This is a genomic window from Streptomyces sp. NPDC050439 (genome assembly GCF_040655335.1).
Lineage (GTDB): Bacteria > Actinomycetota > Actinomycetes > Streptomycetales > Streptomycetaceae > Streptomyces.
On the sequence record NZ_JBFAJT010000002.1, the window covers coordinates 828,354 to 850,747 of the forward strand.

The following is a 22,394-nucleotide window of genomic DNA, read 5'->3' on the forward strand; positions in this document are numbered from 1 at the left end:
GGAGGAGCCGTTCGGGACGTGCCCGAAATCCCCACCGGAACCCCCTCCTCCACCTCTTGACGGCCCCCGTCACGCTCCTTAGTGTTCGGCGGAAGTTCATACGTATGCATAGTCCTGAAACCGCGCGAACGGAGAAGCCATGTCCGCTGTAGCGCCGCCCACCACCGCAGTCGGCCCCCAAGGGACCGAGGCGGAGAAGCGGAATGCGATACGCCGTGCCATCGGCGCGGGAAGCATCGGAAACTTCGTCGAACAGTTCGACTACGGCCTCTACGGCTACATGGCGCCGATCCTCGCGCCCGCGTTCTTCCCGCAGAGCAACCAGGCCGTCGCCGTCCTGAGCACATACGCGATCATCGCCATCGCCTGCCTGTTCCGCCCGCTGGGCGGGACCCTCGTCGGCCGCTGGGGCGACCGGGTGGGCCGCAAGAAGACGCTGCTGTGGACCATCGTGTTCATGGGCGTCACCACGGCCCTCATCGGCGCCCTGCCGACGTATCAGCAGATCGGGGTCCTCGCGCCCCTGCTCCTGCTGCTCCTGCGCGTCGTCCAGGGCATGGTCTCGGGCGGCGAGTACGTCGGCGCGGTGGCCTTCATCGTGGAGTGGGCGGAGCCCAACCGGCGCGCCTACTACGCCTCGTACGCCTCCAACAGCTGTTTCGCCGGCATCCTCGCCGGCGCCGGCACCGCCGCGCTCACCAGCTGGCTCATCCAGGGCCCCGCCCTCGACTCCTGGGGATGGCGCATCCCGTTCCTGCTCGCGCTGCCGCTGAGCGCGGTCGGGATCTGGCTGCGCCGGCACATCTCGGAGTCGCCGGAGTTCGTCCGGGCCACGGAAGGCGGCGTCAACGTCGTCAAGGCCCCGATCCGGGAGGCGCTGCGCACGCAGTGGCGGCCGATACTCACGCTGTGCGGCGTCTCCATCATGCTCGCGATCCTGTCCTACAGCTGGGTCACGTTCTATCCCGAGTACCTGACCGGCACACTGGGCCTGCCGCGCTGGATGGCACTCGCGTCCAACGCGATATCGGTCGCCGTGCTCATGCCGCTGCTGCCCCTGGCAGGCATCCTCTCGGACCGGATCGGCCGCAAACCGATGCTGATCAGCGGCGCCGTCGCCTGCATCGTCCTGGTCCCGCTGGCCTTCCGGGTCGGCGAGGGCGGTACGTTCGGCGCGGCCGTGGCCAGTCAACTCATCTACATCATCCCCGAGTTCTTCCTGACGGGTATCGTCACCGTCCTCACGGCCGAACTCTTCGCGACGCGCACCCGGTTCAGCGCGAGCGCCATCGCGTACAACAGCTCGTTCTCCATCTTCATGGGCATCACGCCGTTCGTCGCCGCCCTGCTCGTCACCAGCTTCGACTCCATCTACGCCGTGTGGGTCTACCTCGCCGCCGCCGCGATCCTGGCCCTCGTGGTCGTGACCGCCTTCATGACGGAGACGTACCGAAGCCACCTGGGAGCGGACAAGTTCCCCGCCGGCTGAGCAGCTGAGCAGCCAGTCTATGCATACGCATACACGCCAACCTCAATACACACGCACACGCGTACACACGTACAGGCACACACCGAAAGGTCTCCCTCATGCCCCTCGACCCCGTCGCCTACCTCCCCTACGCCGACCCCGACGACTTCATCCGTGAGGTCACCGACCGCATCTGGGTCGACCGGGACATCTCCTACATCGTCGACAACTACGAGCCGGACTCGATCGTCCACACGAGCCTGGGCACCGTGGTGGGCCGCGACGGCGTGATCGAGGGCACGACGATGCGCATGGGCAGCACGCCCGGACACATCGGCCAGGCCGAGGACGTGGTGTGGGAGGCACGCGGGAACGACGCCTTCCTCAGCTCGCACCTCGTCTTCTCCAACGACGAGCACCTGGTCGACGGCCGGAACATCCGCATCCGCAAGCGCACGGTCGCCAACTGCCTCTACCGCCGCGGCCGGATGGTCGAGGAGTGGGTGGTCCGCGACGAGCTGGCCACCTGTCTGCAGAGCGGCATCGACCCCGACGAGGCGGCCCGCGCCCTGCGGTTCCAGGGATACAGCGGATCGATGACCGAGGAGCCGCCGAAGGACGTGCTGCTCGCCGGTGTCAGCGGGCCGCGACCCGACGAGTACCGGCCCGAGTGCGAGATGGTCCTCGAGTTCATAGACGAGGTGTGGTCCCAGCGCCGGCTGCAGAAGGTCAACGACTTCATGACGCGTGACCTCTTCCTGCACACGATCGGCGACCGGACCGTCATCCGCCCCGAGCGCTACCAGAGCGACCTGATGGCCATGGTGGCCGCCTTCCCCGACGCCCGGTTCGAGGTACGGGACGTGCAGACCAACTACTCGCCGCGGTACGCGGGCCTGCGCGTGGCCGTCACCTGGACCATGCACGGCACCTACCGGGGCACGCCGGACTTCGGCCGCCTGACCGACAAGCCCGTGACCATGCTCGGCGTCTCCCAGTTCCTGGTCCAGGACGGCCGGATCGTACGGGAGTTCCGTGTGTACGACGAGATCTCGCTGCGGGCCCAGATCAACAGCACGCGGGGCGACGGCCCGGAGGTGGAGGCCAACATCTACTGATGGCCGACATTTACTGAATGACCCATGGGACGTGGAGGGGCTCCGGTGCATCCGGGGCCCTTCCCCTCGTTCAGCGGGCCGTGCCCACGGGTTGCGGCACGGTGGGTTCGGGTTCGGGCAGGGTGCGGAACAGGAGCCAGCTCAGTACGGGCATGAGGACCAGCGGCGCCAAGGCGGTCCGCAGGGACGTCGCGTCGGCGAGGCCGCCGATCAAGGGGCTCATCAGACCACCGATGCTGACGGTCAGACCGAGCGTGATCCCGCTCGCGGTGCCGACGCGGGAGGGCAGGTAGTCCTGCCCGAGCGTGACCTGCAGCGAGAACGGGACGTACAGGCCCGCCGAGGTCAGCGCCACGCACACGTAGAACGCCGGACCGGGCACGGACACCACACCCGCGACACATCCCGCCGTCAGCAGGTACGACCAGCGCGCGACGGTGACCCGGCCCCAGCGCTCGGCCAGCGCGCCGCCAAGGACGGAGCCCACCGCGCCACCGAGGTAGAGCACGAACAGCGCCGCCGTACCCGCGGCCGTGCTGCCGCCCATGCGCTCCTTGGCGAGCAGGGAGATGAACGTGCTCAGGCCGATGAAGACGATCGACCGGCACACCACGGCCAGCGACAGCTTCACGAACGACGCCTTGTCGTCCTTCGCCGCCACCGTCTCCGCGCCGGCGCTGTCCCCGGCGGCCTGACGCTGCCGCTCCAGCGCGCGCAGCACGGGCAGGCACAGCACGGCGCCGACGAGCGCCGGCAGGACGAGCAGCGGAGTCAGCCGCAGGCCTCCCGCGGCGACGACAGCGGTGACCAGGAGCGGGGCGACCGCGAAGCCGAGGTTCCCGCCGAGCGAGAACCACCCCATGCCCCGGTGACTGCCCCTGCTCGCGAGCCGGGCGACCCGCGCCGACTCGGGGTGATAGGCGGCAACGCCCACGCCGGACACCGCCACGAACACGAGGGTCAGCCCGTACGAGCCGCTCACCCCGCTCAGGGCGATGCCCAGACCGCCGAGCAGCGTGCTGACCGGCAGCAGCCACGGCATCGACCGGCGGTCGGTGAGAACGCCGAACAGCGGTTGCGCCACCGACGACAACAGCGAGGCGGCGAGCACAATGCCCGAGACGGCGGCGTAACTGTAGGCGCGCTCGGCGACGAAGAACGGCACCAGGGACGCCACGGCGCCTTGGTACAGGTCGACGCAGGCGTGCCCGGCGGACAACAGGGTGATGGACGTATTCCTTCGCACCCCGTCATCGTCGGCGCCGGGGACCGTGTCGCACTTCCGAGAATCTGCCAGAAGATGCCGATGATCCGCCATGCGCCGGTCTTGGAAACGTTCTTAGAAACCTCTTAGGCTCACCGCCGACGCTCTCCCCCGTGAACTACGCGATGAACGACAGCAGTCAGCCCCAGGGAGCCCGGCACAGTGACATCGCGGGCGCGCGGCGTCGGCGACTCCTCCGTACGTACGGCATCGCTGCGGCCGTGGCGCTGACCGCCGGTACGGCGTCGGCGGGTTACCTGGCCATGGCCGAGCCGCCGTCCGGCGGCGGCAGGGAGTCGGTGCCGCCTCAAGTGCACGGCGCCACAGTGGACTTCACGGTGCGGGGCGGCACCGCGCGCGTGGACACCGCGTCGTTGCGCGTCACGGGGCGGACCGGCGACGGGGCCACGCTCCCGGTGTCCGGCGCCGCGGCACAGCGGCTCGGCAAACCGGGCAAGGTGACCGTGGACGGCGGCACGGCCCACTGGGCGTACCCCGACAAGAAGCTCACCGTCACGGCGAGGAGCGAGCGCGGCCGCCTGCGCATGACGGTGCACTCCGCGGCCGACCAGAACCTGTCCTGGCCCAGTACGGCGCCCGGCGCGGGCGCGGCCCTGCAGATCCCCCGCGGCGAGGGCCTGCGCGTCCCGGTGAGCGACACCTTCTGGAACTCCGGGGAGTCCGGCCTCAAGGACTCGGAGGCCGAACTCTCGGGCGGCCTGCCCCTTCCGGCCTGGGGCTACACCCAGGGCGGGCACGGTGTCGGCTACATCGTGCCGGAGGAGGTCGGCACGTCGCTCGCCTTCGCGTCGAAGGACGGCCGGATCGGCTCCACCGCGCGGCACGAGTTCTCGCGGCGCGAGCGGACCCGCGACTACACGGTGCACTTCTCCCTCACCGACGCGTCCCCGGTCTCCTCCGCCACCGACTACCGGGCCTACCTGGACGAGCACGGCAAGCTGCGCTCGCTGAAGCGGAAGATCCGCGAAAACCCGGAAGTGAGGCGCCTGTTGGGGGCCGTGCACGCGTACGCCTGGGGCAGCGCACGCACCGCGAAGGGCGTGAACACCCTGCGCGAGCTCGGCGTCTCGCGGCTCTGGCTCGGTTACGACGCGGACGACCGGCCGATGGACAAGCGGGCCGTGCGGGCAGCGAAACGAAACGGCTATCTGGTCGGCCCCTACGACTCGTACGCCAACGGCCAGCCCTCCGAGACCGCCGACAACCCCTCGTCGAAATGGCCGGGCTCGGTCTACCCGGACTTCTGCGTGCGGAACTGGAAGGGCGAGATCAAGGAAGGCTTCGGCGGTCGCGGCTGCTATGTCAGCACCCAGGCCTTCAAGCAGGCCGAGCCCACCAAGCACTACCTGGCCGACCGGGCGAAGAAGATGACGGCCAATGGCGCCGACAGCTATTTCCTGGATGTCGACGCGGCGGGTGAACTGTTCACCGACAGCAGCGCGGGCCACCGCATGAACAAGAAGCAGGACCGCGCCAATCGCCTGGAGCGCATGCGGAATCTGGCCTCGGAAGACAAGTTCGTCCTCGGCTCCGAATCGGCGGGCGCCTGGGCGGCGCCCGTGCTCGCCTTCAACCACGGCGGCCAGACACCGGTCGCCGACGGCCTGTGGAAGCTGGAGAAGGACAAGGAGAAGTGGGGCGGCTATGCACCGCAGGGCGAGCCCGCGTTCTTCTTCAAGGAGGCCGCGCTGCCGCCCGCGCTGGCGAAGGCGATGTACGACCCGCGCTATCGCGTCCCCCTGTACGAGACCGCGTTGCACGGTTCCGTCATCAACACCGACCGCTGGGAAATGCCGTACAACAAACTCCCGGAGCAGAAGACCGACCGGGCGCTGATGTCCGCTCTCTACAACACCCCGCTCAACTTCACGCTCGGGGAAAAGAACTTGAGGTCCACGGGCAAGGAAATGGCCGCGCTGCAACGCTACTTCGCACCTCTGCACAAGGCCGCGGGCACCGAGCGGATGACGGACTACCGCCGGCTCACCGCTGACGGGACGGTGCAGCGCTCGGAGTTCGGCGACGGGAAACTGACGGTGACGGCCAACTTCGGCAAGAAGGCGTACGGGTCACTGCCGGGCGGCTGCGCGGAAGCCAGGCTCAAGGGCGACCCGAAGCCCCACCGTCTCTGCCCCGCACAACTGCCCTGACCCGTACGGCTGCCCCGACCTGCCGGGCTGCCCGTACCGCTCAGGCGGTCTCGCTCGCGGGCTGGATGGTGAAGACCTGGTCCAGGCCGACGATCCGCAGGATGCGCAGCGTGTTGGCGGGGATGCCGACCAGGATCAGGTCGGCCTCCGCGGCCTGGGCGCGGAGGCGGGCCGCGAGCAGGACGCTGATGCCGGTGGAGTCGCAGAACTCGAGCCGCGACAGGTCGATGATCAGCTTCTGGCCCCGGGACAGGGCCAGGCAGTCGACCTGTTCGCGCAGGGCGGGGGCCCGTTCGTAGTCGAGTTCGCCGGCCACGTGCAGGACGGGTCCGGTGACAGTGCTGCGGTAAGTGATGTTCAGAGGGCTCATCGTGCGTCATCCGTTGCCGGGTGGGCGGTGGGGACGCCCAGTGCGAGCAGTGCGGTGTCGTCGTCCAGGCCGTCACCGAAGCTCTCCAGGAGCCCGGTCAGCGCGGCGATCATCTCGTGGGGTGTGCTGGGTGCGTGTTCGGCGGCGAAGGCCTGCAGGGCTTCGTCGCCGAAGAGGCTCCGGCGAGAGGAGCCCGTACGGGCCTCGGTGAGCCCGTCGGTGTAGAGCAACAGCGTGTCACCGGCGGCGAGCGTGGTCTCCGCGGTGGCGAACCGGGCTTCGGGAAGGACGCCGACGAGCAGTCCCCCGGGAGTCGGGAGGTACTCGGCGGTGCCGTCGGCCCGCTGGACCAGCGCCGGGGGGTGACCCCCGGAGGCGAGGCGCACGGTGATGTCCCCGTCCTCGGCGCCCGGCTGGACGACGCCGAAGATGACCGTGCAGTAGCGGGGGTCGCCACTGGCCCCGTAGCGCTCCTGGAGGACGGAGTTGAGCGTGGCCAGGGCCGCGGCCGGCTCGGGATCGTGCAGTGCCGCGGCCCGCAGCGTGTACCGCGTGAGGGAGGTGAGCGAGGCCGCCTGGGGGCCCTTGCCGCACACGTCCCCGAGGAAGAAGGCCCACCGGCCGTCGCCCAGGGCGAACAGGTCGTAGAAGTCGCCGCCGAGGCGGTCCGGGGAAGCCGTGTGGTAGTAGACAGCGGCTTCGAGCCCCGGCACGGCGGGCAGCGAGGAGGGCACGAGGGACTGCTGCAGCACGGAGAGCGAGTCGGCCAGGCGCTGCCGGTCGGCCTCGGCCTGCCGTCGGGCCTCCTCCGCCTCCGCGCGCGCCCGCTCGGCCTCGGCACGCGCCCGCTCGGCCTCCTGGCGGCGGCGCAGGAGCTCTTGCTCGTAGGCCCGCCGGTCGGAGGCGTCGGAGAGGGTCGTGCGGATCAGCAGCGGGTCCCCCTCGCTGCCGTGCTTGACCACGGAGGAGATCATCACCGGCAGCCGGCTCCCGTCGGCGCCCTTCATCTCGAGCGCGATGCCGCGCAGCTCGCCCTGCATGCGCAGCAGCGGTGCGAAGTGCGTCTCGTGGTAGAGCTTCCCGCCGACGGTGAGGAGATCGGCGAAACGGACCTGCCCCACCACGGCCTCGCGCTTCAGGCCGAGCCAGTCGAGCAGGGTGGTGTTGATCTTGGCGATGGTTCCGTCCATCAGCGTCGACAGATAGCCGCAGGGCGCCGTCTCGTACAGGTCCTCGGCACTGTCCTCGAGCAGCGCGGTGAACGCGGCGTCCGTTCCCGCGGCGTCCCCTAGCTCCGCCGGCTCCGGTTCTTCGCCTGCGAAGCTCATCAACGCCGGGCCCCCAGGAAGTCGAGTATGGCTTCGTTGGTGGCCTCCGGTGCGCTCAGCTGCGGGCAGTGCCCGGTGGCGTCCAGGGTGACCAGGCGGGACGAGGGGATCGCCGCGTGCACATAGGCGCCGACCTCACGCGGCGCGATCATGTCCTGGGAGCATTCGAGCACCAGGGTCGGCACCGTCACGCTCTTCAGGTCCTCGCGGCTGTCGGACAGGAACGTGGTGCGGGCGAAGACCCGGGCGATGTCCGGGTCGGTGGCGCAGAAGCTGTTGGTGAGTTCCTGACCCAGTTCCGGCCGCTCCGGGTTGCCCATGATCACCGGTGCCATCGCGGACGACCAGCCCAGATAGTTCGAGTCGAGCGAGGCCAGCAGCTCGTCGATGTCCTCCGCGGTGAAGCCGCCCCGGTAGCCGTCGTCGTCGATGTAGCGGGGAGAGGGCGCCACCATCACCAGCGACCCGATGCGCTCCGGTGCCATCCGCGCGGCCAGCACCCCGACCATGGCGCTGACGGAATGCCCGACGAAGACCGCCTGCTCGAGTCCGAGTTCCGCACAGACGTCGACCACGTCCTGCGCGTAGCCGTCGAGTGACGAGTACCGCTCCTGGCTCCAGGCCGACAGGTCCGAGCCGCCGGAACCGACGTAGTCGAAGAGCACCACGCGGTGCCGCTCCGCCAGGGCCGGCACGGCCAGCCGCCACATGTTCTGGTCGCAGCCGAATCCGTGCGCGAGGACCACCGCGGGCCCGTCGGCCGGACCCGTGACCGTCACATTGTTCCTGGCTCGAATATCCATGCCGCCCATACTCCCACCTGCCCCGAGAGCCCCGGACGCGGAGTCCGTGCCCACCGTCGCCACACGGCACGAAGAACGCGGTGTCAGGGCGGCAACCTCGGGGACCGCCGCGACCACTACGGCGTGCGGGACAGCGACACCCGGGATTCAACGACGAACAGGGAGCCGACCATGAGCCGAGCACGTTCACGAAGACTGCACGTCACGCTGGCCACGCTGGTCGCCGCGGCCGCGACGGGCGCCGCGCTGACACTGCCGGAGGCCTCCGCGCAGACGGACGCCTCCGCGCAGCCCGGGGCCTCGGCCGCGGTCGGCAGCGCCACCGGCTACGCCTCGCAGAACGGCGGGACCACCGGCGGCGCGGGCGGGAAGACGGTGCGGGCCACGACGGGCACCGCGATCCACACGGCGCTGTGCACCCGTGCCGCCGACGACACCCCGATCACCATCGAGGTGCAGGGGACGATCAACCACGGCAACACCTCGAAGGTGTCGGGCGACAGCTGCAACACCGCCGCCGGTGTGATCGAGCTCAAGCAGATCAGCAACGTCACGATCGTCGGCGTCGGCAGTGGCGCCGTCTTCGACCAGCTGGGCATCCACATCAGGGATTCCAGCAACATCATCATCCAGAACGTGACCGTCAAGAACGTCAAGAAGTCCGGCTCCCCCACGTCCAACGGCGGCGACGCCATCGGCATGGAGAGCGACGTCCGCAACGTCTGGGTCGACCACACGACCCTGGAGGCGTCGGGCGGGGAGTCGGAGGGCTTCGACGGCCTCTTCGACATGAAGAACAACACCCAGTACGTGACCCTGTCGTACAGCATCCTGCGCAACTCCGGGCGCGGCGGCCTGGTCGGGTCCAGCGAGAGCGACGTCTCGAACGGCTACGTCACGTACGACCACAACAAGTACGAGAACATCGACTCCCGCACGCCCCTGCTCCGCGGCGGCACGGCCCACATCTACAACAACTACTACGTGGGTCTGAACGAGTCCGGCATCAACTCCCGCGCCGGGGCCAAGGCCAAGGTCGACAACAACTACTTCAAGGACTCCAAGGACGTCCTGGGCACCTTCTACACCGACGCGGCCGGCTCCTGGCAGGTCAGCGGCAACACCTTCGACAAGGTGACCTGGTCCCCCGCCGACGACGAGTACAAGCCGGCGGGCCCGAACCCCACGTCCAACACCACGGTGAACATCCCCTACGCGCACAAACTCGACAGCGCCGCCTGCGTGCCGGCCATCGTGGCCAGAACCGCGGGAGCGAACACCGGCCTCAAGGTGTCGGACGGCACCTGCTAGACACAGCGGCCGCCCTGCCCCCACCGACGCAAACAATCTTGCGGCGGGAAAGCCGCTGGCCAAGACCGCTGTAGGGCCCAACTCCGGGTCCGTATACGAACTTTGGAGGCATCAGACCCCTCAGTCTTGGATAGCAATGCGCTCACACCACGCGGCTCCCCAGGCCTGCGGCATGTGCCGGCCTGGGCTGCCGCGCCGGGCAGGATTCCTCAAGGCTGAAGGGTCCCCATCATCGTGCAACCGGCCCAAGAGTTCGGCGACAACCCTGTCGAAGTACGCGAAACCGGGCACTACACGGAGGAGTACGTCCCCAGCTTCGTCGAGAAGTGGGACTCCCTCATCGATTGGGAGAAGAGAGAGGAGAGCGAAGGGAACTTCTTCATCGACCTGCTGCACAAGTGGGGGGTGAGGAGCGTGCTCGACGTCGCGACGGGCACGGGATTCCATTCCGTACGGCTGCTGGCCGCCGGATTCGAGACCGTGAGCGCGGACGGCAGCGCGGAGATGCTGGCGAGGGCGTTCGAGAACGGCACGAAGCAGGGCGGACACATCCTGCGGGTCGTCCAGGCGGACTGGCGTTGGCTCAACAGAGACGTCCACGGGGAGTACGACGCCATCGTCTGCCTCGGCAACTCCTTCACGCATCTCTTCTCGGAGCGGGACCGGCGCAAGGCACTGGCCGAGTTCTACGCGATGCTCAAGCACGACGGAATTCTCATCCTGGACCAGCGCAATTACGACGCGGTCCTGGACGACGGCTACACCAGCAAGCACAGGTACTACTACTGCGGTGAGGACGTCATCGTGGAGCCGGAGTATGTCGACGAGGGCCTGTGCCGCATGCGGTACAGCTTCCCGGACGACTCCATCTACCACCTCAACATGTTCCCGCTGCGCAAGGACTACACGCGGCGGCTGATGTCCGAGGTGGGTTTCCAGCACATCGAGACCTACGGCGACTTCCAGCACACCTACCGGGGTGAGCAGCCGGACTTCTTCGTGCACGTGGCGGAGAAGGAGTACCGGACCGAGAACGAGGGGCAGTACAAGGGCGCGGTCGGCACCGCCCGCAGTTACTACAACTCACCCGACGCCGACACGTTCTACGCCTCGGTGTGGGGCGGCGAGGACATCCACATCGGCCTGTTCGAAAGCCCGGTGGAACCCATCGCGGCCGCGAGCAGGCGGACCGTCGAACGGATGGCGTCGAAGCTGGAACTGACCCAGGAATCCGTGGTGCTCGACCTCGGCTCGGGGTTCGGCGGCTCGGCCCGCTATCTGGCACAGACGTACGGCTGCCGGGTCCTCGCCCTCAACCTCAGCGAGGTCGAGAACCAGCGCCACAAGGAGTTGAACGCGGCCCGCTCGCTCACCGACAGGATCGAGGTCGTCGACGGGTCCTTCGAGGACATCCCGTACCCGGACGACCACGTCGACGTCATCTGGTCCCAGGACGCCTTCCTGCACAGCGGGAACCGGGTCCAGGTCCTCCAGGAGATCGCGCGGGTGCTGCGGCCGGGCGGCCGTCTCATCTTCACCGACCCGATGGCGGCAGCGGACGGCGGCAGCACGGACGTGCTGCAGCCGATCCTCGACCGTATCCACCTGGACGACATGGGCTCACCCGGCTTCTACACGCGCGAGCTGGACCGGCTCGGCTTCACCGCCGTCGACGGTGGCTTCGAGGAGCACCGCGAGCAGTTGGTGAACCACTACACGCGGGTCCTCGAGGAAACGGAGCGGCAGGAGGCCGAAGGGCTGGCCAGGAGGATCAGCCACGACTACCTGGCCCAGATGAAGAAGGGTCTCGGCCACTGGATCGCGGGCGGCCGCGACGCGCACCTGACCTGGGGAATCTTCCACTTCAGGCTCGGCGCGGATGACTGAGCGAGACGGCTGAACGGAACGCTTGCGCAGCCGTCGGGGCCCGGGCGCCAACTGGCACCCGGGCCCTTCGGCACGTTCGCACACAGGGGGTCGGTCAGTGATCGGAGTAGCTGAAGTCGCCGATGGTCCAGGCGCTGACATCCTCGATCGCCACGCGGTACATGCCGCCGGTCTCCGGGATTCCCACCGTGCCCTGCAGAATCCGCGCCACGTGGAAATGCAGATGGCGCGGGGGCCCCTCCTTGTCCGCCGCGGCGGTGAACATGGCGGAGAAATCGCTCAGGCGGTCCGAGTCCGCCAGAACCTCCGACACCCGCTGCCTCCAGACGGATTCGGGAGCCAGCCGGCCGGTGATGACAGCACCACAGGCGACCACGGTCAGAGACATCTGATTGCTGTGCCCGGACTCCACCAGGGCGGCGACGTCAACAAGCAGTTCGTCAGGCTTCGACATGGGAGAAGATTCTAATCGCCCTCCGCCTGCACAGCTCACGCAGTGGCGCGCTCTGGCCCCTCGGGGCCCGGTGCGCGGACGGAGCGAACGTGTTCGACTTGCGGCGCGGCCGCGAAGTAGGGGCCCGCGAGGGCTCGCCACCGGGCGAAGCCTTCCGAGGCGCGGAAGACGACGGTGTGGTGGTCCACCGTTTCCCACTGGACCATGAGGCGATAGCGCGTGGGATGTTCGATGCTGCGGTGCAGGTCGACTCCGTGGCAGCCGTCGGCCGCGAGGAAGACGGGGACGGCCTCGGCGAAGGCCTTCTCGAAGTCCTCCTGCTGCCCTGGGTGAACCTCGATCGTGGCGATTTCAGTGATCATGAGGGTGGGGCCTGTTCCTGTGCGGTGTGGGTGTGCGTCGTCAGTGGGCGGGCTTGGCGTGCTCGGCGTCGACCCGTGCGGTGGCGCCCGTCTCGACAAGGGTGCGGGTGGCGTCGACCGAGGCGTAGATCCACAGGATGCGCATGGGCTCGGTGTCGGAGGCGTTGCGGAAGCGGTGCGGAGTGCCCGCGGCCACGTAGGTGGTGTCGAATCGGGTGACCTCATGCTCGACGCCGTCGATCTCGACGATGGCGTCGCCTTCGAGGATGGTCACGCTCTCGGGGCAGTTGTGCGTGTGCAGAGGGATCCCGGCGCCGCCGTCGAAGAGGGTCTGGCCGCTGAGGAAGACCTCGGCGCCTACGGCACGGGTGACCAGCGGGATGGTGCGGGCGCCGCCGCCGCGGCTGAAGGCGGGCAGTTCGGCCGGGCGCAGGACCGCGGGCGGGAAGGCGCCGCAGCAGGGGGCCTCGGGGGCGGGGGTGGTGCTCATCGATCATTCTCCGTACGTGGGTAGGGGCCGGCGGCGGGAGTCGCTCGCGCGTCAGACGGCCGGGCCGATCCAGACCGTCTTGGTGTTGGTGAACTCGCGGATGCCTTCGACGCCGAGTTCACGTCCGTAGCCGGAGCGCTTGATGCCGCCGAAGGGCAGGCGTGGGTCGGAGGCGACCATGCCGTTGACGAAGACCGCACCGGCGTCCAGGACGCGGGCGAGGCCCCGTGCCCGGTCCAGGTCGGAGGTCCACAGGGCGGCGCCGAGGCCGTACTCGGTGCGGTTGGCCAGCTCGATCGCGTCGGCGGCGTCGGTGGCGCGGGTGATGGCGGCGACCGGACCGAAGGTCTCCTCGTCGAAGGCGGCCATGCCGGGTTTGACGTGGTCGAGGACGGTGGGCGGGTAGTAGCAGCCCTCACCGTCCGGGATCTGGCCGCCCAGCCTGAGTTCGGCACCGGCGGCGAGAGTGCGCTCGACCTGATCGTGCAGGGTGTCTCGGAGGTTGGCGCGCGCCATGGGGCCGATCGCGGTCGCCGGATCGGTCGGATCGCCGACCTTCAGCCCGGCCGCGGCGGCGGTGAACGCGGCCACGAACTCGTCCGCGACGGACTCCTCCACGATGAACCGCTTGGCGTTGACACAGGACTGGCCCACGTTGACGTACCGCGCCTTGACGGCGGTGGCGGCGGCAGCGGCGATGTCGGCGTCGGCGAGGACGATGAACGGGTCGGAGCCGCCGAGCTCCAGGACCTGCTTCTTGAGTACGGCGGCCGCCTGGGAGGCGACGATCGCACCGACCTCGGTGGAGCCGGTGAGGGTGACCGCCGCGACCCGCGGGTCGGCGATGATCCCCGCCACCTGGTCGACCTCGATCAGCAGGGTGCGGCCCAGGCCTTCGGGGGCGCCGGCCTTGCGGACGACCTCTTCGACGGCGAGGGCGCACTGGGGCACGTTGTTGGCGTGCTTGAGCAAGGCTCCGTTGCCCGCGGCCAGCGCCGGGGCGGCGAAGCGGAAGAACTGCCAGAAGGGGTAGTTCCACGGCATCACCGCGAGCACCACGCCCAGCGGGTCGTGGACGACTGCGCTTTCGGTGGCGTTGGACTCGACGGGCCTGTCCGCCAGCTGGGTCGGTGCGTGCTCGGCGTAGTAGTCGCAGGTGTACGCACACTTGTCGATCTCGGCGAGCGCCTCGGTGACCGGCTTGCCCATCTCGGCGGTGATCAGCGCCGCGTAGCTCTCGCGGTTGTCGCGCAGGACCTGCGCCATCGTGCGCAGCAGCGCCGTGCGTTCGGTGATCTCGCGGCGGCGCCAGACGCTCTGGGCGGTCGCGGCTCCGGTGAGGATCGCGTCGACCTCGTCGGAGGACTGCGGGCTGAAGCGGGCGAGTTCCGCGCCGGTGGCCGGATTGGTGGAGGTGATCATCAGAGGGTCACTCCGTTGTGCTCGTTGATGCGGTGGGTGGGTGCGAGCCTTCGGCTGCGCGGTGTCTTCAGGCACGCGGAAGCAGGGCGACGCCGTCGTCGTCGGCGTGGAGGATGTCGCCGGGGCGGAAGGTGACGCCGCCGAAGGTGACGGGGACGTCCACGGCTCCGGCGGCGTCCTTGCTGCTCTTGCGCGGGATGGTGCCCAGCGCCTGTATCCCCAGGTCGAGTTGGGCCAGCGCCGAGCTGTCACGGACCGCGCCGTACAGGATCAGGCCGGCCCAGCCGTTCTTCTCGGCGGAACCCGCGATGAGGTCGCCGACCAGGGCCGTGCGCAGCGAGGCCGCGCCGTCGACGACCAGTACGTGGCCCTCGCCCGGTGTGCGCAGCAGGTCGCGCAGGAGGCCGTTGTCCTCGTGGCAGGAGACGGTGCGGACCGGTCCCGCGAAGGCGCGCCGGCCGCCGAATCGGCGGAACTGGACGTCGCAGACGCGCAGTTCGGCGCCGTGCTCGTCGACGAGGTCGGCGGTCGGGACGGGCTGGTGGGAGTGGGGCATCAGAGGTCCTCGGGTCTTGCGGACGGCTGCGGTCCGCGCGCCTGTCGGCCGCCCAGGGAGTTCGGCGCGAGCGCGGCGGCCTGTGCGGAGGTGAGGGGGCGGGTGCGGTGGCCCTGCAGGAGCAGGTGGAGCCTGGCGGTCTCCTCCAGTTCCTCGATGATGTCGGCCGCCTGATCGAGGGTGGGGGCGGCGACGACGGGGCCGTGGTTGGCGAGCAGGACCGCGTGGTGCGTGCGGGCCGACTCCTCCGCGAGCGGTCCGAGGCTCTTGTCCCCGGGCGCGTGGTACGGCAGCGAGGGGAGGGTGCCGACGCGCATCGCGTAGTACGCGGTCAGCGGCGGCAGTGCGTTGTCGGGGTCGAGGTCGGCGAGGCAGGAGACGGCGACCGCGTGCGTGGAGTGCAGGTGGACGACCGCGTGGGCGCCGGGCCTTGCCCGGTAGAAGGCGGCGTGCAGGAACGCCTCCTTTGTCGGGAGCGGGCCGCCGAGGGGGCGGGCGTCCTCGTCGGTGCGGGAGAGCCCGTCCTCGGTGAGGGTGCCCAGGCTGGATCCGGTGGGAGTGAGCAGAAGGCTGCCGTCGGCCAGGCGGATCGAGAGGTTTCCGGTGGAACCGTGGGTCAGGCCTCGGGTGAACAGGGAGCGGGCCGTGCGTACGAGGTGGGCGCGGGCAGCCGCCTCGTCGGCGTACGGCCTCATCGGCTCTCCTTGAGTGCGCGGACGAACAGGTCCGGGGCGCCGAAGTTCCCGGACTTCAGCATCAGCGCCAACTCGCCTCGCCGCACACCGCCTTGGGTCGGGTCTGCGTGCGTCGGCACGGTGTAGGTCCAGGGCACTCCGGGATCGGCTTCCTCGCCCACCAGGACGGCGCGTATGTCCAGTGCCGTGGTGACGGCCCCGGACGTCTCCCCACCTGCGACGAGGAGACGGCGTACGCCGCGCCCGACGAGGTGGACCGCGAGGGTGCCGAGCAGCTCCTCCACCCTGGCCGCTGCCGCGGCGACTCCCAACTGCGCCTGTACCGAGGCAAGTTCCTCCGGTGAGGCTGAGGCGTAGACGAGTACCGGCACCTCCGGGTCCTGCTCCTCGTACCAGGCCAGGGCCTCACCCGCGATGTCGCGTCCCGCCGCGGCGGCGAGCACGTCGAGGTGGAGGGCGGGGAGCCCGGCGGCGCGGAAGTACGCGATCTGCTCCAGGGTGCGCGCCGAGCAGCTGCCGGCCAGAACCGCGGCCCGGCCGGTGCGCGCGGGCGCCTCTGCGAGAGGGCTCCCGGTCGAAGGGTAGGCGCGCCCGAGGCCCTCGGCGAGCCCGGCCGCCCCGGTGACGACGGGCAGTTCGAGCGCGGCGGCGCCCAGAACGGCCAGGTCGTCGTCGGTCAGTGCGTCGGCGATCACGTGCCGTACGCCGTCCCGCTCGTGCCGCAGGAGCGCATCGCGTACGGCTTCGACACCGCGCCGGACGGTGGGCCAGTCCACGACGCCCACGCGGTGTTCGGTCTGGGCGGCGAGCAGGCGGGGCAGCGAGGAGTCGGTCATCGGGTTGAGCGGGTGGTGGCGCAGCGGGGACTCGTCGAGCGGTTGGTCGTGGACGAAGAGATGCCCCTGGTACACCGTGCGGCCGTTGGGCGGTGAGGCGGGGCAGGCCAGCGTGAGCGGCGCGCCTGCGGCCGCGAGGAGGGCGTCGGTGACCGGCCCGATGTTGCCGTCAGGGGTGGAGTCGAATGTGGAGCAGTACTTGAAGAAGATCTGTGCGGCGCCCTGCGACCACAGCCACTTCTGGGTGGTGAGGGAGTCGGCGACGGCCTCGTCGACCGGTGCGGAACGGGACTTGAGGGCGACGACGGCGGCGTCGCAGTCGGCGGGCAGCACGGTGTCGGGACCGGGCACGCCGAAGACGAGCGCGGTGCGCAGACCGGCGCGCCGGAACGCGGCGGCGACATCGGTGCCACCGGTGAAGTCGTCGGCTGTGCAGCCGATGCGCAGGGTCATGTCGTGGCTCTCCATGGGCGTGCGGGGTACGGGGGTGCGGCGGGGCGGGCGCGGCCAGGGCAGGAGCACGCCCGCCCCGCGATCGGGTCCGGCGGGCCGGTCCCGGTGGCCTGGGTCTGGCCCGGGTCAGTTCCGACCGGCACCGGCCTCGATCGCCTTGATGACGGTGGCGGTGAACTCGGTGGTGGAGGCCGAGCCGCCGAGGTCGCGGGTGGACGTGCCGGCGGCGATGGCCTGGGCGACACCCGCCTCGATGGTCTTCGCGACCTGCGCCAGGGCAGGGTCCTCGTGGCGGGCGGACAGCCACTCGAAGAGCATCGCGCCGGAGAGGATCATCGCGACCGGGTTGGCGATGTTCTGTCCGGCGATGTCGGGGGCGGAGCCATGGGAGGCCTGGGCCATCGCGCGGTCGGCGGAGGCGTTGATGGAGGGTGCCGTGCCGAGCGAGCCGGAGATCTCCCCGGCGAGGTCGGAGAGGATGTCGCCGAACATGTTCTCGGTGACGATGACGTCGAAGTCCTGGGCACGGCGCACCAGGTGGACCGTCATGGCGTCGATGTGGAAGTCGTCGACCGCGACGTCCGGGTACTCCTCGGCGACCTCCTGGCACACGGTGCGGAACAGGCCGGTGGTGAGCTTGAGGACGTTCGCCTTGTGGACGATGGTGAGCTTCTTGCGGCGCGAGCGGGCCAGGTCGAAGGCGACGCGGGCGACGCGCTCGGTGGCCTCGCGGGTGATGATGCCGAGCATGATCGCGGTGTCCGGGGTGGGCATGAACTCGCCGGTGCCCGCGTAGGTGTTGCGGTCGGCGTAGAAGCCCTCGGTGTTCTCGCGGACGATCACGAGGTCGGAGCTGTCGCAGACGGCCTTGGCGCCGGGGAAGGACTTGGCCGGGCGGATGTTGGCGAAGAGCTGGAAGTGCTTGCGCAGGGTGCCGGAGGGGTTGAGCGCCGACTTGTGCGGCTCAGGGTAGGAGACGGAGTCGTGCGGGCCCAGGTACCAGCCGTCGAGGTCGGCCAGTGCGGACCTGGTCTCGTCCGGAACCGGCGTTGCGTGGGTCTCGATGGCGGTGGCGCCGAGGGGAAGCGTGACCCAGTCGACGGACGCCCCTGCGGCGCGGGCCGCCGCGGTGGCGATCTCCACGGACGACGGGACGATCTCGGCGCCGATGCCGTCGCCCTCCAGGACGCCCAGGCGGTAGGTGGTGGTGCTCATGTCCGGTTCCTTTGCGGTCGGGTGGTGCGGGGGATGTGCGGGCTGTGCGGGTCGTACGTCGTACGAGGTCACCTCAGGTCAGGGTGGCCGCGGCGTCGTGCACCGCGGCCCATGACCGGGCGGCGGCGAGGACACTGTTGCCGTCTTGGGTGTGCTCCAGGCAGAGCCATCCGGTGAAGGCTCCGTCCCGCAGCGCGTGGAACAGGGCGGGCAGCCGGTGGTCGCCCACTGCCAGGGGACCGCGAGCGGTGGCGTCGGCCAACTGGACGCACCCGGTCTCCTTGATGTGGGCTCCCACGGCGGTCGCCGCGTCGAGGCCCTCCTGCTCCAAGTGGTGCGTGTCCAGGACGAGTTCGGTGGAGATGCCGAGAGTGCGGGCGAACGCGAGCGCCTCGTCGGGGGTGTTCCACACAGAGGTGTTGGCGCGCTTCTGCGGTTCGATCAGCAGGCGGGTCCCCAGCGCGGCGGCATCGACTGCCAGCTGTCGTACGGCTTGTTCGGCCCAGGTGTGCTGCACGTCCGCGAGGCCGGGCAGGAAGGTGCCCCGGGTCTGGCCCAGGGTGAGCGGCACACCCAGTGCCGCGGCCAGCCGAGCCGCGCCGCGCAGCCGGGCCAGCGCGTGCCGCCGTACGTCGGGGGCGGGGTCGGTGAGGCTCAGGCCCTCCTGTGCCGCGATGGGCCCGGTGCCCACTGCCGCGATCCGCAGCCCTGAAGGTGAGATCGCGGCGGTGACACGTTCCGCGTCGTGGGCGTCCACGTCGCGGACCTGGACCTCCAGGGCGTCGTAGCCGAGTGCGGCCAGCTCGTGGGAGGCGTCGGCGAGCGGTGCGTCGAAGCCGAGCGGCATCGGCGTGCGGCAGTCGTCCGAGGAGACCGTGTATGCCAGGGTCCAGGGCAGGCGATCGGACTGGACACCCGACCGCGGGTGGGGGGCGGTCACCGCGCCGCCTCGGCAGCGGCCGGCACCCGGGGCAGCAGTACGGAACGCAGTTCGAGTGCCGCCGCGCCGGCGCCGTCCAGGACGGGCACGCCGAGCAGTGCCGACAGCGCCTCTCCCGCCGGGGCCAGCGAGTACTGGGCCAGCAGCACGGCCTGGGCGTCGGCGGTCTCCTCCGCGCGCAGCGCCTCCGCGAGGTGGTGCGCGGCCTCTCGCGCGGTGGTGGCGCTCGCCGCGGCTTCGCTCAGCGCCGAGGTGATCCGGGCCGGGCGCTCGGGCCGCAGACGTACCGCGAGGCCGTCGAGCTGGGAGAGCGCGGCAGGGACGGCCGGCGGCGTGGAGGCGACCACGGCGAGACGGTCGTAGGGGCCGGTGAGCGCGGCGCGGAACATCGACTCGTCCGACTTCAGGACGGGAATCTTCCAGAGCGTGCGGGCCGTGTCGACGACGTCGCCGTAGGAGGAACAGGTGAGCAGAACGCCCTGGGCTCCACCCTCGGCGGCGAGGCCGATCAGGCGCAGCATGCGGCGGCGCAGGGCGCCGTCGAGTCCGCCGACGGATCGGGCGTCGTCGAGGAGGCGGTCGTCGAGCAGGTTCCAGAGCCGGGCCTCGGGAAACTCCCGGGCGAAGCTGTCCTGGGCGATCCGCGCGGCGGCGGGAACTGCGTGGATCATGGCGATCAGCGGCGGGCGGTCAGGCACCGGGCTTCCCCTCTTCCGGGTGGCGGCACTGCTTGGTTCGGTGCCGCCGGGTCACTCTAAGCACATGCGGTCAACCGGTCAACCGGTTGACCAAGTGAGGGTGTGCGGGGCCGTTCGCGATGGCGCAACGCCCCGGCCCGGCCCGACGGTCAGTCGGAGGTGTTCTGTTCCAGCGCCTCGCGCAGACGACGCGAAGCGCCCTGCATGTGGCGGCTCATCGCCGCGCGGGCCGCGTCCGCGTCCCCCTTCTCGACCGCCTCGAAGATCGGCACATGGTCGTCGTAGGCGATCGCACGGGTGCGCACGGCGCCGGTCCGCTCGACCCAGCCGCGCTGAATCATGGTGCGCATGCCCTTGAGCATGTCGCGCAGGACCGTGTTGTCGGCCAGTTCGGCCAGTGCGGCATGGAATGCGGTGTCAGCCTCGGCGAACTCGTCGTCCGGGCACTCGCGCATGATCGCGAGACGGGCCCGCAGAAGCTTCACACCCGCCTCGTCGCGCGCCTCCGCGGCCAGTCCCGCGACGACGACCTCGAGTTCGGCACGGGCTCGCAGCATGTCTTTCGCGCCACGCTCGCCCAGCACGAGACCGAGCTCGAAGAGGCGGTACAGGACGTCGGAGTCCGCGCCGCGGAAGTACGTCCCGCTGGACTGCCGGATCTCCAGGAGGCCGAGGAAGCCGAGGGACTTGATGGCTTCGCGCACGGTCGGCCGGTTGACGCCGAGCATCTCGGTGAGCTGCCGCTCCGAGGGGATCCGGTCGCCGGGCTGGACCTCCCCGGACATCAGGTAGTCGATGAGTCGCCGGGACACCTCGGCGGCCAGCGGCTCACGTGGTTCGACCGTGATTCTGGAGAGTTCGGCCATGGATTCCCTCACTTCGCTATTGACGGATCAGCCCGAAGTCTAGTTACCTACCGGCCAACCGGTAAACCGGTCGTCCGCAGCCGGACGTGCCCGTACGAAATCCGAGCCGCCCCGCAGGCCCGCTCTCCCGGCACGCCCGTTCATCAGCCCTGCCGCCCGACCGCGCCGCACACGTGCGGCACCGCCCGGGGCACCCGCACAGCCATCGGCCACGCCCCGGGACACACCCACCACAGGAGCCGCACCGCCCATGAGCGCCCCGCACCCCGCGCCGCCCCGGGGAGCGCGGGGCAGTCGCCTGCCCCGCTGACCCGCGCCCCGGCCGCCACCGACGGCGGTCTCACGCCCTGCCCCAAGGAGCAACGATGCTCGCCGTCCTCGGCTTCGCCACACTGGGCAGCTTCATGCTGCTCGTGATGCGCAAGCACCTCTCCGCGTTCACCGCCATCATGGTCACGCCGATCGTCGCCGCGGTCATCGCCGGCAAAGGCACCAAGATCGGCGACATGATCATGAACGGCCTGGAGACCGTCGCCCCCACCGCGGCCCTGCTCCTCTTCGCCGTCCTCTACTTCGGCCTGATGATGGAGGCCAAGCTCTTCGACCCGATATCGGCGTTCATCATCCGCGCCTCCAAGGGCGACCCGATGCGCATCGTGGTCGGCACCGCGGTGCTCTCCCTCGCGGTCGCCCTCGACGGGGACGGCACGACCAGCTACATGATCGTCTGCTCCGCGTTCCTGCCGATCTACCGCCGCCTCGGCATCAATCCGCTGATCCTGGCAGCCCTCGCCACCATGGCGCTGGGCACCATCTCCGGCACCACACCCTGGGGCGGCGCGGCCACGCGCGGCATCAGCGCGCTGCATCTCAACGCGAGCGACTACTTCGTCCACATGATCGGCCCCATGGTGCTGACCAGCCTGGCCATCATCGCCGTCGCCTACTGGCTCGGCCTACGAGAGCGCCGCACCATCGACCCGGAGAAGCTGAACGCCTACCAGCTGGAGATCGCCTCCGGCGAGGCCATCCCCAAGGTCGAGATCACTTGGCGCATCTGGGCCAACGCCGCCCTCACCGCGCTTTTGATGGTGCTGCTCATCCTTGAGGTCGCCGACCTCGTCGTCCTGTTCATGGTCGCCTTCGTCATCGCCCTGCTCCTCAACATCCGCACCATCGAGGAGCAGCAGGAACTCATCAAGCGCCAGGCAGCCAACGCCGTGCCCGTCATGATGCTCGTCCTCGCCGCCGGCATCTTCACCGGAATCATGACGGACGCCGGGATGATCAAGGCGATGGCCAACAGCGCGCTCTCCCTCGTGCCGGACGGCTGGGGCAACGTCGTCCCGCTCTTCACCGCCCTCCTCGCACTCCCCCTCGGATTCTTCATGTCGAACGACGCCTACTGGTTCGGTGTCGTCCCCGTCCTGGCCGAATCCGCGAGCCACTACGGAATCCACGCCAACGAGATCGCCCGCGCCGGAGCCATCGGCCAGATCCTCCACAGCATGGGCCCCACCTCCGCACCCCTGTGGGTCCTGCTCGGCCTGGTCAAGGCAGACCTCGGCGACTTCCAGAAGGTGGCCCTGCGCTGGGGCGTCCCGGTCTCCCTCGCCTACATCGTCTTCGCACTCATCACCGGGGCGATCACCATCGCTTGAGCGCGGGGCGCCGCGAGGCGCGCGAC

Annotated in this window: 20 protein-coding genes and 1 pseudogene; 6 read left to right on the forward strand and 15 right to left on the reverse strand. The window is 70.0% G+C overall.

What is annotated here, in order from left to right; translation table 11 throughout:
- Window positions 1-139: 139 nt before the first annotated feature.
- Window positions 140-1,489 carry an MFS transporter gene (locus tag AB0I66_RS10910; protein ID WP_363207439.1) on the forward strand — a complete coding sequence of 450 codons (1,350 nt, stop codon included), beginning with the start codon at window positions 140-142 and terminating at the stop codon, window positions 1,487-1,489.
- 98 nt (window positions 1,490-1,587) lie between these two features.
- Entirely contained in the window at window positions 1,588-2,586 is a 999-nt protein-coding gene (locus AB0I66_RS10915) for an ester cyclase (protein WP_363207440.1), read from the forward strand.
- Window positions 2,587-2,656: 70 nt separating this feature from the next.
- On the opposite strand, the gene AB0I66_RS10920 is transcribed toward AB0I66_RS10915, so the two are convergent.
- Entirely contained in the window at window positions 2,657-3,832 is a 1,176-nt protein-coding gene (locus tag AB0I66_RS10920) for an MFS transporter (protein WP_363207441.1), read from the reverse strand.
- Window positions 3,833-3,963: 131 nt separating this feature from the next.
- Between AB0I66_RS10920 and AB0I66_RS10925 the strand changes: the two genes are divergently transcribed.
- Window positions 3,964-6,021 carry a glycoside hydrolase gene (locus AB0I66_RS10925; protein WP_363207442.1) on the forward strand — a complete coding sequence of 686 codons (2,058 nt, stop codon included), beginning with the start codon at window positions 3,964-3,966 and terminating at the stop codon, window positions 6,019-6,021.
- A gap of 40 nt (window positions 6,022-6,061) precedes the next feature.
- Here AB0I66_RS10925 and AB0I66_RS10930 read toward each other — a convergent pair whose 3' ends face one another.
- Genes AB0I66_RS10930 through AB0I66_RS10940 form a run of 3 tightly spaced genes read right to left on the reverse strand, consistent with a single transcriptional unit; the run spans window position 6,062 to window position 8,522 of the window.
- Window positions 6,062-6,391, reverse strand: a complete 330-nt coding sequence (locus AB0I66_RS10930; RefSeq protein WP_363207443.1) for an STAS domain-containing protein — start codon at window positions 6,389-6,391, stop codon at window positions 6,062-6,064.
- Window positions 6,388-7,719, reverse strand: coding sequence for a SpoIIE family protein phosphatase (locus AB0I66_RS10935; RefSeq protein ID WP_363207444.1), 1,332 nt, complete (start codon window positions 7,717-7,719; stop codon window positions 6,388-6,390). Before AB0I66_RS10935 ends, AB0I66_RS10930 begins: the two co-directional genes overlap by 4 nt.
- Window positions 7,719-8,522 (reverse strand): alpha/beta hydrolase, encoded by an 804-nt coding sequence (locus AB0I66_RS10940; RefSeq protein ID WP_363207445.1) that lies wholly within the window; start codon window positions 8,520-8,522, stop codon window positions 7,719-7,721. The genes AB0I66_RS10935 and AB0I66_RS10940 overlap by 1 nt, the downstream gene beginning before the upstream one ends.
- 171 nt (window positions 8,523-8,693) lie before the next feature.
- Here AB0I66_RS10940 and AB0I66_RS10945 point away from each other — a divergent pair.
- Both AB0I66_RS10945 and AB0I66_RS10950 read left to right on the forward strand, forming a co-directional pair.
- A pseudogene (locus AB0I66_RS10945) lies at window positions 8,694-9,830 on the forward strand (polysaccharide lyase family 1 protein); the annotation flags it as partial.
- A gap of 237 nt (window positions 9,831-10,067) precedes the next feature.
- Entirely contained in the window at window positions 10,068-11,720 is a 1,653-nt protein-coding gene (locus AB0I66_RS10950; RefSeq protein ID WP_363207446.1) for a methyltransferase domain-containing protein, read from the forward strand.
- Between the two features lie 94 nt (window positions 11,721-11,814).
- On the opposite strand, the gene AB0I66_RS10955 is transcribed toward AB0I66_RS10950, so the two are convergent.
- The 11 genes from AB0I66_RS10955 to AB0I66_RS11005 all read right to left on the reverse strand — a co-directional run bounded on the left by AB0I66_RS10955 (window position 11,815) and on the right by AB0I66_RS11005 (window position 20,707).
- Window positions 11,815-12,174, reverse strand: a complete 360-nt coding sequence (locus AB0I66_RS10955; protein WP_363207447.1) for a hypothetical protein — start codon at window positions 12,172-12,174, stop codon at window positions 11,815-11,817.
- Window positions 12,175-12,209: 35 nt separating this feature from the next.
- Entirely contained in the window at window positions 12,210-12,536 is a 327-nt protein-coding gene (locus AB0I66_RS10960) for an antibiotic biosynthesis monooxygenase (protein ID WP_363207448.1), read from the reverse strand.
- Between the two features lie 40 nt (window positions 12,537-12,576).
- Window positions 12,577-13,026, reverse strand: a complete 450-nt coding sequence (locus AB0I66_RS10965) for a cupin domain-containing protein (RefSeq protein ID WP_363207449.1) — start codon at window positions 13,024-13,026, stop codon at window positions 12,577-12,579.
- A 51-nt stretch (window positions 13,027-13,077) separates the two neighbouring features.
- Window positions 13,078-14,448: an NAD-dependent succinate-semialdehyde dehydrogenase gene (locus AB0I66_RS10970; RefSeq protein ID WP_363207450.1), complete on the reverse strand. Its 1,371-nt coding sequence runs from the start codon at window positions 14,446-14,448 to the stop codon at window positions 13,078-13,080.
- 67 nt (window positions 14,449-14,515) lie between these two features.
- Complete coding sequence (gene rraA / locus AB0I66_RS10975) at window positions 14,516-15,004, reverse strand: ribonuclease E activity regulator RraA (RefSeq protein WP_363207451.1); 489 nt, start codon at window positions 15,002-15,004, stop codon at window positions 14,516-14,518.
- Complete coding sequence (gene otnC, locus AB0I66_RS10980; RefSeq protein WP_363207452.1) at window positions 15,004-15,699, reverse strand: 3-oxo-tetronate 4-phosphate decarboxylase; 696 nt, start codon at window positions 15,697-15,699, stop codon at window positions 15,004-15,006. The genes rraA and otnC overlap by 1 nt, the downstream gene beginning before the upstream one ends.
- Complete coding sequence (gene otnK / locus AB0I66_RS10985) at window positions 15,696-16,988, reverse strand: 3-oxo-tetronate kinase (RefSeq protein ID WP_363207875.1); 1,293 nt, start codon at window positions 16,986-16,988, stop codon at window positions 15,696-15,698. Before otnK ends, otnC begins: the two co-directional genes overlap by 4 nt.
- A 126-nt stretch (window positions 16,989-17,114) precedes the next feature.
- On the reverse strand, window positions 17,115-18,203 hold the full coding sequence (locus AB0I66_RS10990) for an isocitrate/isopropylmalate dehydrogenase family protein (protein WP_363207453.1): 1,089 nt from the start codon (window positions 18,201-18,203) through the stop codon (window positions 17,115-17,117).
- A gap of 73 nt (window positions 18,204-18,276) precedes the next feature.
- Window positions 18,277-19,143, reverse strand: a complete 867-nt coding sequence (locus tag AB0I66_RS10995; protein ID WP_363207454.1) for a TIM barrel protein — start codon at window positions 19,141-19,143, stop codon at window positions 18,277-18,279.
- Entirely contained in the window at window positions 19,140-19,841 is a 702-nt protein-coding gene (locus AB0I66_RS11000) for an aspartate/glutamate racemase family protein (RefSeq protein WP_363207455.1), read from the reverse strand. The genes AB0I66_RS10995 and AB0I66_RS11000 overlap by 4 nt, the downstream gene beginning before the upstream one ends.
- 149 nt (window positions 19,842-19,990) lie before the next feature.
- Window positions 19,991-20,707 carry a FadR/GntR family transcriptional regulator gene (locus AB0I66_RS11005; protein ID WP_363207456.1) on the reverse strand — a complete coding sequence of 239 codons (717 nt, stop codon included), beginning with the start codon at window positions 20,705-20,707 and terminating at the stop codon, window positions 19,991-19,993.
- A 365-nt stretch (window positions 20,708-21,072) separates the two neighbouring features.
- On the opposite strand from AB0I66_RS11005, the gene AB0I66_RS11010 reads away from it, so the two are divergent.
- Window positions 21,073-22,368 carry a citrate:proton symporter gene (locus tag AB0I66_RS11010; protein WP_363207457.1) on the forward strand — a complete coding sequence of 432 codons (1,296 nt, stop codon included), beginning with the start codon at window positions 21,073-21,075 and terminating at the stop codon, window positions 22,366-22,368.
- The last annotated feature ends 26 nt before the right edge of the window (window positions 22,369-22,394 follow it).

What these genes read in the sequence shown, in the direction of transcription:
- AB0I66_RS10910 (WP_363207439.1), top strand. Translation starts at nt 140, where the DNA reads ATGTCCGCTGTAGCGCCGCCCACCACCGCAGTCGGCCCCCAAGGGACC.
- AB0I66_RS10915 (WP_363207440.1), top strand. Translation starts at nt 1,588, where the DNA reads ATGCCCCTCGACCCCGTCGCCTACCTCCCCTACGCCGACCCCGACGAC.
- AB0I66_RS10930 (WP_363207443.1), bottom strand. Translation starts at nt 6,391, where the DNA reads ATGAGCCCTCTGAACATCACTTACCGCAGCACTGTCACCGGACCCGTC.
- AB0I66_RS10935 (WP_363207444.1), bottom strand. Translation starts at nt 7,719, where the DNA reads ATGAGCTTCGCAGGCGAAGAACCGGAGCCGGCGGAGCTAGGGGACGCC.
- AB0I66_RS10940 (WP_363207445.1), bottom strand. Translation starts at nt 8,522, where the DNA reads ATGGATATTCGAGCCAGGAACAATGTGACGGTCACGGGTCCGGCCGAC.
- AB0I66_RS10955 (WP_363207447.1), bottom strand. Translation starts at nt 12,174, where the DNA reads ATGTCGAAGCCTGACGAACTGCTTGTTGACGTCGCCGCCCTGGTGGAG.
- AB0I66_RS10960 (WP_363207448.1), bottom strand. Translation starts at nt 12,536, where the DNA reads ATGATCACTGAAATCGCCACGATCGAGGTTCACCCAGGGCAGCAGGAG.
- AB0I66_RS10965 (WP_363207449.1), bottom strand. Translation starts at nt 13,026, where the DNA reads ATGAGCACCACCCCCGCCCCCGAGGCCCCCTGCTGCGGCGCCTTCCCG.
- AB0I66_RS10970 (WP_363207450.1), bottom strand. Translation starts at nt 14,448, where the DNA reads ATGATCACCTCCACCAATCCGGCCACCGGCGCGGAACTCGCCCGCTTC.
- rraA (WP_363207451.1), bottom strand. Translation starts at nt 15,004, where the DNA reads ATGCCCCACTCCCACCAGCCCGTCCCGACCGCCGACCTCGTCGACGAG.
- otnC (WP_363207452.1), bottom strand. Translation starts at nt 15,699, where the DNA reads ATGAGGCCGTACGCCGACGAGGCGGCTGCCCGCGCCCACCTCGTACGC.
- otnK (WP_363207875.1), bottom strand. Translation starts at nt 16,988, where the DNA reads ATGACCCTGCGCATCGGCTGCACAGCCGACGACTTCACCGGTGGCACC.
- AB0I66_RS10990 (WP_363207453.1), bottom strand. Translation starts at nt 18,203, where the DNA reads ATGAGCACCACCACCTACCGCCTGGGCGTCCTGGAGGGCGACGGCATC.
- AB0I66_RS11005 (WP_363207456.1), bottom strand. Translation starts at nt 20,707, where the DNA reads ATGGCCGAACTCTCCAGAATCACGGTCGAACCACGTGAGCCGCTGGCC.
- AB0I66_RS11010 (WP_363207457.1), top strand. Translation starts at nt 21,073, where the DNA reads ATGCTCGCCGTCCTCGGCTTCGCCACACTGGGCAGCTTCATGCTGCTC.